Source organism: Dactylosporangium sp. NPDC051485, from assembly GCF_040682015.1.
GTDB lineage: Bacteria > Actinomycetota > Actinomycetes > Mycobacteriales > Micromonosporaceae > Dactylosporangium.
The window spans coordinates 59,676-70,682 of sequence record NZ_JBFAZW010000060.1 but is presented as its reverse complement, the minus strand read 5'-3'; the positions used below and the strand labels follow the sequence as shown (position 1 = coordinate 70,682).

The following is an 11,007-nucleotide window of genomic DNA, read 5'->3' as shown; positions in this document are numbered from 1 at the left end:
TTCAGGACTGTGAACCGATCAACGACGGCGCCGGGGCTGGCCGCGTCGTCTGCTGCGGCGAGCGTGCCGGTACGGCTGTGCCGGTGCGGGACGCGACTGGCCCGGGACCGGACCGGTCCGCTGTGCAGCCCGTGTGAGTCGGCGCAGTGGCAGCGGTACGCCGCGCCGCCGCAGGTGCCGGCGGAGTTCTGGTCGCATCCGCCGCTGGCCGAGGCCCTGAAGGCGCGGCACATGGGCAAGGCGATGCGGGCCTACCGGCAGCACCCGTGGCATGGCACGGCGCCGCTGCCGCAATCGGTCCTCGGCGAATGGCTCCAGGTGACGCAGGCACAGATCAGCCGGATCGAAACCGGCCCGGCGCAACGGCATCTGGACTGGTTGATGTTCGTCGCCCGGCACCTGCACATCCCCGGCGACCTGCTGTGGTTCGAGCTGATCAGCGAGAAGCCGCACCCGGCCCCCGCCCCGACCGACGCGGTACCCGGCCCACCCGCCCCGACCACCTCCACGGCGCTGCCGGTGGGCGAGGAAGGGGCGGTGGTGTGGGACGACGTGATCGAAGCACGCCGGGCGGCGGGCCGGGCGCTGGCCGGGTGGCGGGGCCGAGCGAGGCTGACGCAGCACGAGTTGGCCGCGCGGGTGGGTTGGGCGCGCAGCACGGTGGCGAATGTGGAGGTCGGCCTGGACAGCGCCCGGCGGGGGTTCTGGCATTCGTGTGACGAGGCGACCGGCGCGGGCGGGGCGTTGCTGGCTGCCGCTGACGCGGCGGCCGACCTGGCAGACCGCTACCGGGACGAGCAGCACGCCGCCATCGTCGGTGCACACGCCGCCCTAGTGCCGCACCACGCCGGGGACGGCAACAGCCCGGCGGGACCGGGCCGTGCCGATCTCGGCGTGGGCGCTGCGCAGGCGCGGGACGGCTGGCCGGCAGTGCAGGTGGTGGTGTCGGCGGGCGCCACGGTGACGATCGAGGTCGGCGACCGGACGGGCGCGGGCGGGGTGCCGGTGCGGGTGGTGGTGGCGGCCGGTCCCGCGGAGGCGGCAGACACCGATCCGGCGGCGGGCGCGCGGGTGTACTCGCTGGCGGAACGCCGGGGGCGGCGCTGATGCCGACCGATGCCCTCGAACCCATCTATCTGTCAGCGGAGTTCTGGTGCCGCGACGACGTGTGCGCGGCGCTCACGGCCCGCGACATGGGGGCGTTGTTCCGGTTGGTGCAGCGGTACGGCGGCGCCAGTCAGACCCGGATCGGCATCGCGGCCGGCATGGCGCAGAGCTGCGTCAGTGCCCTCATTCACGGTCGCCGCCGGGTCATGGCGCACGACGTGTTCGTCCGCATCGCGGGCGGCCTGCACATGCCGGATGCGGCACGCGCACGCCTCGGACTCGCACCGATCCCCGCTCCTAGCCGCGTTGCAGGCGGGCTGCCGATGCCCTCGGCCGCCAACTCCTGGCCGGGCCATCAGATCGGGCCGTGGCCCGCCACATCGGGGTGGTCGTGATGGCGCCGCGACCGGCTGCGTTGAGTCCGTACGCGTCGCCCCGGCACTTTCTCGGGGCGGAGTTGCGGTCCTGGCGCGAGCGGCGGGGGCTGTCGCTGGCGGAATTGGCCGGGCGGGTCTTCGTCGGCGCAAGTTTGCTGTGCAAGGTGGAGAAGGCGCAGCGCACGGCCACAGCCGAGCTGATCGGCGCGTGTGATGCGGTGCTGGATGCGGGCGGCGTGTTGGTGCGGTTGCTGGCCTACGCCGAACACCTCGCCGCCGAACCGGCCCTCACTCCCGCCCCCTCAGCGTCTCCGCCGCCGGTCCCGCAACCCCCTCCGGTGCCGGAACCTCGGCCGGTGGTGGTGCGGCTGACGATCGCCGCCGAGATTGACGGCGTGCCGGTCGTCGGTGACGCGGCGGACAACGGGGGCGGGGCGCGGGTCTACTCCTTGGCCGGGCGGCGGCGACGTCGTGATGAGCGGTGAGCACGATGAGCGACCGTGGCGCCGGTGCCGCGCGGCGGCTGGCCGTTGGGACGGCGGGCCTCGGAGCACTGCGGGTGCCGTGCCGATCAGACGGCCGGGCGGGGGCGGTCGCGTGCTGAGCCTGACCGAGACGCAGGTGCACCTGTTGTTGGCGATGGCGGGTCCGCAGAACCTGCATGTGAAGCAGAACTACGCATGGATTGCGGAGCGTCCCTTTCCGGTGGCCGACCTGTACGCGCTGCGCGCGGCAAGGCTGGTCCAGGGGCTGAAGGCGATCCAGGGAGCGCGCGGCTTTCGGCACTTCGAACTGACCGAGCGGGGCGCGGCGGAAGCGTTGCGGCTCCGCGGTGCACGCGCCGCCCGGCCGGCGGAAGCCGCCGCGACGACGCCGGTGGTCACGTCAGCGGCTGGCGCGGATGCGGCGGCGGACGACCGTGCTGCCGCCGCGCCTGACGATGGCTCGCCGGCTTCGACGTGCATCCCGAACGAGCTGTTGCGGCTTGCTCGGCTGGCTACGCAGTCCCGATCGCGGCCGGGACGGTCGATGTCGCGGCAGGAACTGGCTGACGCGGTAAACGCGGCAGTGCAGGCCAGCACCGGCCGCGCGTCTGCGCTGGACCGCAACGCCGTGTGGAAGTTGGAGGCCGGCCGCCATCGATGGCCGGCAGCGGCGACCCGGGCCGGGTTCCGGGCTGTCCTCGGTGCCGAGCGAGACGCTGACCTCGGTTTCTACATCATCCGCGGTATGCGGACGTCGGCCGTTTGCGGCGCGCCGCTCGCGTCGGCGGCTGGTGTTTCCGCTGCGGCGATCAGCCGCGATGACGAACGGGATGGGGCGACATGACATCTGCGACGTACCTGGGCGGCACCGGCGTTGCGAGGTGGCGGTGATGACGGCGGCGTCCGGCGGGCCGGTGGCCGGTGACGGGTCCGTTGGGCCGCTGGTGGTGGTGACCGGTTGGACGGCGGCGGGCAAGTCGACGCTGGTTGACGTGCTGGCCGGTGCGGGTCTGCGCCGGGTGGCGGGGTCGGCGGTGTTGCTGCCGATGCTCGCCGAGGTGGTGCCGGACAAGGTGACCCGGCTGCGGTCGTGGCTGTGCGACCCGGCGGCCGGGCTGCTGCGCGACGGCGGCACGGACCGCCTCGCCGATCTGGCGGTGCTCCGCTCGGTGACCGACCGTCCGGGCGGCGTGGTGGTGGAGTCGGCGGGGTCGGTGCCGCTGCTGCTCAGCCCGTACAACGATGCGCTGGTGATCCGTCTCGCCGCGTCGGCGGCGGTGCGGGCGGACCGGGTGCGGCGGCTGCTCGGCGGCACGGTCACGCGGGCGGAGGCTGCGCGGATCGTGCAGCGCAAGGACGCGAGCACGGCGAGCGCGTGTCTGGCCGCGTGGGGCCTGGACCTGTACGACGCGACGCACCAGCGCCGTTACGACCTGATGCTGTGCTGCCCGGACGAGGACGCGTGCACCGACCCGGGGCAGTGTGTCCAGGCCGTGACCGCCGTGGCGGACGCGGCGTGCCGGGTCTGCTGCTGCTACCTCGCCGCCGACAACGGCGCGGCCACGGCGGCGGTCGCCGCGCTCACCGCGACGGTGCGGCAGTACCAGCCGTGGGTGACCTGGATCTGTCCGACGTTGACCAACGCCGCCGAGGTGTCGCGGCAGCGGTGGCGGGACCGGCTGGCCTACCACACCGCACCGGCTGAGCTGCCCCGGATGGGAGCGTCATGCTGACCTTCGCTGAGATCGTGTCCAACCTCGGGTTCGTTCTGGCGATCGACCATTGCGCCCGCGGGTGCGCGCACTGCCCCGCGTTCGGGGACCGGGCCCCGGTGCAACGCGCCCCGTATCCGGATTTGGCGGCGCGGGTCGCCGGGGTCGCCGCCACCCGGCGGCGCCTCGGGCTGCGGCCCGGCGTCGGGGCGGCGGGCCGGGTCGTGCACTGCTGGCGGATCAGTGACCCCCTGGACTATGTGACCCGGTTGCCGGGCGGGGACGTGGCCACGTGCGCGGACGTCGCGGCCCTGTGGCGTGCGCAGTTGGGGCAGGGCCTGTACGTGGTGACCAACGGCAGTGAGGCCAGTCCGATGGCCCGGCGGGCGTTGACCGCGTTCGGCGACGCGCCGGATCTGGTGTCGCAGGTGAAGTTGACGATCACGCACGCGGACCGGTCGTGGGACTCGCCGCGCTACATCCCGGACCTGGCGTGGGACGTCGCGGCTCTCTCCCGGCTGTGGGGGCTGCCGAGCACCCGCGCCGAGGACCCGGGCGGGCGCCGGTTCCGGATCAACGTCAAGACCACCCCGGACCGCCTCGTCGACATCCGGGCCTTGGTGGTGGCGGTGCTGGTACGGGCCGGGCTGTCCCGCGCCACGGCGGAGACGGCGTGTGACGACCACAGCATGGTGCGGTTCAAACCGATCTACGACCTGGGCAACGCGACCGGCGCGCCGAGCCCGGTGGCCGGGGCGGTCGATTTGTCCACGGTCGGCGGCGGCCGGTACAAGCCGACGCCGGAGACGCGGCGCGGGTTGCAGTACGGCATCCGCCCGGACGGGCGGCTGTTCGTCGTGGACATGTACGCGTTCACCGAACACGACCTGGGCACCGCCGAGCATCCGCTGTTCTGGCCGGCCGACGTCGAAGACGCGGACCTGCACGCCGACCTTGGGGTGTACGCCGATGCGTAACGACGCCACGAGCCGGACGCGGGAGCTCCTGCCGCCGGAGGGCTGGCGGCATGTAGACGCCCTGGCGTGGGGGCAGTGGTGGCCGTACCTGCTGGGCACCGACCGGCCCGACCCGGACCAGGTGCGGCGCATCCTGGTCACCGACACCTATCAGCCGGACAGCTTCACCGTGGCCGAGCGGATGACCGGCCCGGCCTGGCTGGAGGCCGGCGAACGCGACGGTGAGGCGTGGCTGGCCGACCTCGTGCAGCGGCGGCTCACAGCCGCGCTGACCGGATCGTTCGCCATCGCCGCCGCCGCGCACGTCCTCGGTGAAGTCCGGCGAGTCCTGGAGCACCCGCACGGCGACGGCATCGTGGCGGAGTCGCTGTGGAACCAGGAAGTCCCGTACCTGGTGGACCGGGTGGCGGCCTGGTGCCTGTTCAGTGACCCGACCATGCCCAACAGTGCCCCGGCGGACCGATTCAACTTCGACGGCCGGGTGTTCCTCGCTCAGTTCCTGGTCCGGCTCGCGGACCGCCTGGACCGGCTCGACACCGCCCAGCTCGCCCGCGTCGCGGTAGCCGCCGGGCTGGTCGGCCTGGACCGCAAAGGCGGTTCGCTGCGGTGCCGGCCGCTGCCGCTGCCGGCCGTGGGCCCACATGGGCGTACGGTCGGGCCGTTGCCGCTGGCCGAGGTATGGGCGGGGCTGCGTGGCTACGCCGACACCAACCCGGCAGTTGATCACCTCGACGGTCTGCTCGACACGGTGAGCGCCGGTCCGGCTCGGTTGGTGTGGTGGCTCGACGACCTTATCGAAACCGGGTTTGACCTGCTGCTCGTCCAACGGCTGATCGCTGTGAACCCGCACCTGCACGTGACGGTGGTCCCGAAACGCGGCCGGTACGACAACGACGCCTGCACCGCCGATGTGGTGCGGCTGCTGCGCCTGACCCCGTTCGCTCGGCTGCGTGCCGCGACCGGCGGCGGCCGGCTCGTCGTGAGCGACCGGGGGCCGCGGATGGCCACGGCGAACCCGACGAAGCTGCACCCGACACTCATCGGCGCGATCGAGCGGTGCGACGTCATGGTGTGCAAAGGTGGCCGGGTCCACGAGATGTTCTCCGGCAACGTCGCCGCCCCTATCTACACCGCGTACGTGGTCGTCCGGCCGTTCACCGAGTCCCAATCCGGCCTGGACAGCAGCACGGCGCCCCTGGCGGTGTTCGGTGCCGACGCGGGCGAATGGCCCTGGTGGGGCTTCCACGGCCGCGCCACCCGCACCACCACCCTGCCCTCCGGGCGGCCCATCGCCGCGTGCCACACGACCGTGGCCGACCATCACCGGCACGCCACCAGCGGCGACCCGCTCAGCCTGGCGGCGGATCTGCACCGGCTCGTCAGCATCTGGTCGCAGGTCAAGGCCCGCTACCGTCGAGCGGCAACCGCGGAGCTACGCCTGGTCCATGACCGGCTCGTGCCGCACGCCGCCGCTCTACCGTCAACCCTGCGGCACCTGCTGCCCGCCGCCGCCGAGATCATCACCCTGGGAGACAGCACCTATGCACCCCGACCCACTGACCACGCCGCTCCGGCCCGCTGACACGTTCACCCAGCTCGCCGAACTGGTCGCCGCCCTCGATCGGCGGTTCCCGACCCACAACGGCCCGTTCGAGCGCGTCTCCCGCCTCGCCGAGGAGGCCGGCGAACTGGCCGCCGCCGTGAACCACGCCGAGGGCATGGGCGTCAAACACGCCAAGCACGGCCCGCCCGACCTGGCCAACCTGGTCAAGGAGGTGGAAGACGTGCTGCGCGCGGCGGTCGGCATCGCCCACCACTACGGCGTCCTGGAGCAGGTCCGCGCCTCGGTCGGGCACCATCACGCCCGGTACCGCGATGACGGGTTCATCCCCGAACCGTCATGACGCACCCACGGTCAGAGCTGCTGCTCATCCGGCACGGCCACGCCCACTGCAACGACACCGGCACCATTGCCGGACCCGCCTGCACCGGGCTGACCGACACCGGCACCGCCCAAGCCGCCGCAACCGCAGCATGGCTTGCCAGCACCGGCCCGGTCCGTGCGGTGCACGCCTCCACCACCCGCCGGGCGGCCGACACCGCGAAGGTCATCGCCGCCCGGCTCGGCCTGGCAGTCATCGCCGAACCGGGGTTGCGGGTCCCTGATCCGGGTGCGGCCGAGGGCGTGCCGTGGCCGCAGGCGCGCGGCATATGGCCAGCGGACCCGCACAACGCGACCCGGCCCGCCGCGCCGGGCGGCGAGGCGTGGTGCGCCTACCTCGACCGGGCGACCGTCGCGCTCGGCCGCATCCTCGAGCTGCACCCCGGCGGCCGGATCGTCGTCGTCGGGCACACCGAGACGCTGACCGCGATGCTGCACCACCTCCTCGGCGTGGCCGGGCTGGGGCGGCTCAAGCTCGCTTTCGACCACGCCGCGTGCAGCCTCTGGCAGGCCACCAGCGAGTGGCCCGGCATCGCGCCACCCTGGCAACGGTGGACCCTCGTGCGGCACAACCAACCGTGCACGCCGGCTCCTGCGGCGATCACAGCGACTTGACCGTGCGGCGACGGCCGCACATGGCTCGCGCCGGGCGGGGTGCTGGTGTCAAGCTGTGAGGGTGACGCGCGGTGTTGCCGGACGGCCGGCATCCGGAGCGGGGCCGGCAGTGCCTGACCCCGACCGCTGGCATGCGATCGAGCAGCGGCGCCGCAAGCTGGCCGAACGCCTCGGCCGGGTCCTGGCCCACCCCAACCCGAACGACCCGCCCGGCACGCTGGGTGACGTCGTCGCCGGGGCGGCGGTCCGGGTCCGGTGGCCCTCCGCGATTGACGCGCACATCGCGTTCGACCAGGCGCCATCGCTGATCGGGATGGGCGCGCAGTACCAGCGGTTCGCCGGACGCGGCGGCGTGGTGCTGGTGATCCACTGCATCGCGGACAGCATGGACGACTGGAGCTTGGTCGTGCCGTTCGAGCCGTTCGCCGCGCCGGTGCTGGTCTGCCTGGACGACATGGACGGGCAGTGCCTGGCCGTATACGACGACAGCCCCGAGGCCCGCGACGCGCTGTCCACGCTGCACGTGCGGCTCCTCAGGGCGTTCGGCGACCGGCAGAGCGCCATCGACGCGGGCACCCTGCCGCCGGACGCCTAAACCGGCACCGCCGGACACGCCGAACGCTCCGCGTTCAACGGCGCACGGTGCGCGCCTGCTCGGCCAGGTCGGGGCGGCCCATCAACCGGGCGATCGTGCTGGCCGCGCGGCGGCGCTGCTTGGAAGCGCTGGGCTCGCTCAGCCCGTACGCCGCCCCGACATCACGCAGCCGCTCACCGTCCAGGTAGGTGTGGATGAGCAGCGCGGCCTGCACGTCGGTGATCCGCTGCCGTCCCGGCGCCGCGTTGACCTTGCTGATCAGCTCCTCCAGAAGTTGGCGGGGCGTGACCTGGTCGTTCAGGATGCTGTCCGCCGGGTCGTCGCTGCCGGCGGCCGGTGCGTGGCCGTTGACGGCGGTGTCCAGGTCGACCCACACCCGCGGCCGGCGTTTGCGTCCGGACGCATGGGTGTAGGCGGCGTCAACGAGGCGGTTGAACACGTACGCGCCGGACAGGTCCAGGCGGTGCAGGGCGAACAGGAACTCCCGGGCGATGGCCAAGTGCCGTTCCCGCTTGTCCGCGCCGCTGAGCGGGTCCCGCAGCTTGTTGGCCTGGCTGCGCAGCAACGGGTGCGCCGTGCCCAACGCGTACAGGTTCCATTCGCCGCGCTCGGTGCGGGCCAGGCCGGCGAGGTGCCGCCACGCAGCGTCCTTGCGCTCCTGCGGCAGTTTGCCGCGCACCAGCGGCTCGCGGAAGTCGAGCATGACGAGGGGCGTCATCGGCCGGTGCGGGTAGAGCACGGTGGACGGGATGGTGACGGTCAACAGGGTGATCGCGGCACGTTCGATCTGGCCGAGCATCGACAGGTCGGGCTTCGACGCGATCGGCTCGGCCGGGGTGTCGGGCAGGGTGGTGTTCCGCGCGGGCACGCCGGGGTTGGGCGTGTCCGGCGGTGACGACGGCGGGCGCGGGGTACGCACGGGCTCGTGTCCTCCCAACGGCACAGGTTGGCTGTTGCGGGACACGCCGGGACCGCCTTGCGGCGGATGGTGACACCGGTCCCCGTCGACCGGTGCGCGGGTCTCCCGGCGTGCTGCGGACACCGCCGGGACATCGAACAAGCGTACGGAACATGTGGGCGGGGAGCCACGCTATTGCGCGCGAACGGCCCCCCGCGCCCCCGCGCGCTCCGCTCCACCCAACCGCAGACGACCCGGACACCTCCCGGCGTCGAGCCGACCGTGACCACGAGCCTACGCGGCACCGACCAAGATTCTTTGCCCCGAGACGGCAACTCCGGCCCGGCCGCCTTCCCATGGATTACGTGAACGCCCCGCGCCCCAGGCGACCGGCGGGCGGATCGGCTCTGTTCAAGATTTTCTGCGGCGAGACGGCAAGTTCGGTCGCGCCAGCTTCCCATGCAGTAGGTAGGCCCGAATAGGCGCCGTTCACCTGGCTGGGCGTTCACTCGGAGGTATTGCCCAAACCGGCTTTTGCCCCGGATCGGGCACACGCGCAGGCGCTCTGACCTGCGCTTAGCAAAATTGCAAGATCAATCTGTATTCCCTATGTAGGGGACGAACGCGCCGGGTGCGGCGTGGACCCACGGGCACAGCCGGCAGGGCTGCCGGTGTGCCCGCTCTCCGGAGCACCGGCACCCCCATGCGCGGGGCGGGCTCCACATCCGAATGCCGATCCTCGCCCGCCGTGGGCGGGTCGGTCGTATCAAGGAGGCACATGCACGTCATGGAACCGATCGCAGGAACGATCATCACCGATGGTCCGTCCGGTTGGGCGGGCTCCCCTCTTACGTGGCCGGACAGTCTTGCCCAGTGGGCCACCAGGTTTCCAGCGCATCTGGTGGCGTGGTGGCATGCGGCCGGGGCGCTGTGGTGGCCGTGGGCGCTGTGGTGGCCGTGGGCGCCGCTGCTCGTCCTCGCCGCCGTTGTCGTCACTGTCGCCGTGCGGTTGACGCTGCGGGCGCTGTGGCGGCGGGCGGCGGCGGCCGGCTACTGGGTGGCGATCACGCCGCCCCGGTCGGTCGACGCGGCCCGCTGGCCCTTGGTGTGGCGGCGCCTGGCCGGTCTCGCGCTGCGGGCGCGGGGCGGCCGGTGGTCCCTCGCGCGTCCGCCGCTCGCGTTCGAGGTGTACGCGGACGGGCGCACGTTGACGGCCGGGTTGTGGCTGCCCGGCTGGGTGCCGCCGAAGGTCGTCGCGGCTGAGGTCGGCCGGGCCTGGCCCGGCGCCACCGTCCGGCGCATCGACCCGCCCGTGCTGGACGATGGGCGGGCGGTGGCCGGGGTGCGGTTGGCCTCGGACACGTTCCATCCGGAAACCGGGTGGCTGGTCGACGACCCGAGTCCGCGCACCGGCATGCGGCGGGGCGTGGGCGCCGATCCCGACTTGGGAATGGTGTGGTCCGCGCTCGCCGACCCGGGCACCGATCAGGTCGGGCGGCTGCTGCTGCAAGTCCTGGTCCGGCCCGCACCCGGTAGTCGGGTCGCCCGCCTCGCGGCGGCGGCCCGCCATCCGGTCCGGGCTGGTCGGGGCGGTGCAGCGGCCGCCGGCGACGGGTTGCTGTGGCTGCTGCAAACCATCGTGCGCGCGGCCCTGGCCGTGGTGGAGGCGGTGCTGTCGCCGGGCTCGTCCCGGGGCGGCTCGTCGCGGGCTGGTGCGGCGCGGCGGGAGGCGCCGGACCCGATCGAGCGGGAGGCGATGGCCGAGGCCCGCGCCAAGCACCGCGACCGGCCGCACCTGCTCGCCACGGTGCGGGTCTTCGCGGCCGGCGCCCGGCCCGTTGTGGCGCGGACGGCGGCCCGGTCGGTCGCGGACGGCTACGGCGAAACGTCGCGGTGGCTACGCCCGGTCCGCCTGGCCCGTGCCCGCACGGCGGCGGCGCTGCGGCAGGCCCGCCGCGGTGAGTGGCTGCTGGTCTCGGCCGCCGAACTCGGGGTGCTCGCGCACCTGCCGCCCGATCCGGCGCTGTACGGGTTCGCCACCTCCGCGATGCACCGGGCCGTACCCGGCGGGGCGCGGCGGGCCGCTCCCGAACGCGGCTGGACCCGCCACGGCTGGACCGACTCCAGCCCCGGGCCGGACATCGACCCGGACACCAACGACACGGACAACGACCCTGACGACGATTTCCCGGAGGCGGTATGACCACCCGACATCCCCCACGACCCGACCCGACCGCAACGGCTGCGGCCCGGCGCGGCCCCGCCCGGCTACGCATCGTCCCGCCGGATGCGCCACGAC

Annotated in this window: 12 protein-coding genes; 11 read left to right on the top strand and 1 reads right to left on the bottom strand. The window is 73.4% G+C overall.

Annotation, left to right across the window (positions count from 1 at the left end):
• From AB0M46_RS30155 to AB0M46_RS30110, 10 genes are all read left to right on the top strand, one after another.
• The coding region (locus tag AB0M46_RS30155; RefSeq protein WP_363341406.1) for a helix-turn-helix transcriptional regulator at nt 1–1,107 on the top strand (1,107 nt) is incomplete at its 5' end.
• Entirely contained in the window at nt 1,107–1,502 is a 396-nt protein-coding gene (locus tag AB0M46_RS30150) for a hypothetical protein (protein WP_363341405.1), read from the top strand. The genes AB0M46_RS30155 and AB0M46_RS30150, both read left to right, overlap by 1 nt.
• A complete protein-coding gene (locus tag AB0M46_RS30145) occupies nt 1,475–1,969 on the top strand; it encodes a helix-turn-helix transcriptional regulator (RefSeq protein ID WP_363341403.1) in 495 nt (164 codons plus the stop codon). Before AB0M46_RS30150 ends, AB0M46_RS30145 begins: the two co-directional genes overlap by 28 nt.
• Nucleotides 1,970–2,081: 112 nt before the next feature.
• Entirely contained in the window at nt 2,082–2,813 is a 732-nt protein-coding gene (locus AB0M46_RS30140; RefSeq protein WP_363341401.1) for a hypothetical protein, read from the top strand.
• A 46-nt stretch (nt 2,814–2,859) separates the two neighbouring features.
• Nucleotides 2,860–3,702 carry a hypothetical protein gene (locus AB0M46_RS30135; protein WP_363341399.1) on the top strand — a complete coding sequence of 281 codons (843 nt, stop codon included), beginning with the start codon at nt 2,860–2,862 and terminating at the stop codon, nt 3,700–3,702.
• A complete protein-coding gene (locus AB0M46_RS30130) occupies nt 3,696–4,658 on the top strand; it encodes a hypothetical protein (RefSeq protein ID WP_363341397.1) in 963 nt (320 codons plus the stop codon). The genes AB0M46_RS30135 and AB0M46_RS30130 overlap by 7 nt, the downstream gene beginning before the upstream one ends.
• Entirely contained in the window at nt 4,651–6,240 is a 1,590-nt protein-coding gene (locus tag AB0M46_RS30125; protein ID WP_363341395.1) for an ARMT1-like domain-containing protein, read from the top strand. Before AB0M46_RS30130 ends, AB0M46_RS30125 begins: the two co-directional genes overlap by 8 nt.
• On the top strand, nt 6,200–6,562 hold the full coding sequence (locus AB0M46_RS30120; RefSeq protein WP_363341393.1) for a hypothetical protein: 363 nt from the start codon (nt 6,200–6,202) through the stop codon (nt 6,560–6,562). The genes AB0M46_RS30125 and AB0M46_RS30120 overlap by 41 nt, the downstream gene beginning before the upstream one ends.
• On the top strand, nt 6,559–7,215 hold the full coding sequence (locus AB0M46_RS30115; protein WP_363341391.1) for a histidine phosphatase family protein: 657 nt from the start codon (nt 6,559–6,561) through the stop codon (nt 7,213–7,215). The genes AB0M46_RS30120 and AB0M46_RS30115 overlap by 4 nt, the downstream gene beginning before the upstream one ends.
• A gap of 109 nt (nt 7,216–7,324) precedes the next feature.
• A complete protein-coding gene (locus AB0M46_RS30110) occupies nt 7,325–7,810 on the top strand; it encodes a hypothetical protein (RefSeq protein WP_363341389.1) in 486 nt (161 codons plus the stop codon).
• Between the two features lie 34 nt (nt 7,811–7,844).
• On the opposite strand, the gene AB0M46_RS30105 is transcribed toward AB0M46_RS30110, so the two are convergent.
• Nucleotides 7,845–8,729 carry a hypothetical protein gene (locus AB0M46_RS30105; protein ID WP_363341387.1) on the bottom strand — a complete coding sequence of 295 codons (885 nt, stop codon included), beginning with the start codon at nt 8,727–8,729 and terminating at the stop codon, nt 7,845–7,847.
• A gap of 880 nt (nt 8,730–9,609) precedes the next feature.
• Here AB0M46_RS30105 and AB0M46_RS30100 point away from each other — a divergent pair.
• Nucleotides 9,610–10,911 (top strand): hypothetical protein, encoded by a 1,302-nt coding sequence (locus tag AB0M46_RS30100; RefSeq protein WP_363341385.1) that lies wholly within the window; start codon nt 9,610–9,612, stop codon nt 10,909–10,911.
• Nucleotides 10,912–11,007: the final 96 nt, after the last annotated feature.

Coding starts and splice junctions, on each gene's coding strand:
- AB0M46_RS30150 (WP_363341405.1), top strand. CDS start 1,107: ATGCCGACCGATGCCCTCGAACCCATCTATCTGTCAGCGGAGTTCTGG.
- AB0M46_RS30135 (WP_363341399.1), top strand. CDS start 2,860: ATGACGGCGGCGTCCGGCGGGCCGGTGGCCGGTGACGGGTCCGTTGGG.
- AB0M46_RS30130 (WP_363341397.1), top strand. CDS start 3,696: ATGCTGACCTTCGCTGAGATCGTGTCCAACCTCGGGTTCGTTCTGGCG.
- AB0M46_RS30125 (WP_363341395.1), top strand. CDS start 4,651: ATGCGTAACGACGCCACGAGCCGGACGCGGGAGCTCCTGCCGCCGGAG.
- AB0M46_RS30120 (WP_363341393.1), top strand. CDS start 6,200: ATGCACCCCGACCCACTGACCACGCCGCTCCGGCCCGCTGACACGTTC.
- AB0M46_RS30115 (WP_363341391.1), top strand. CDS start 6,559: ATGACGCACCCACGGTCAGAGCTGCTGCTCATCCGGCACGGCCACGCC.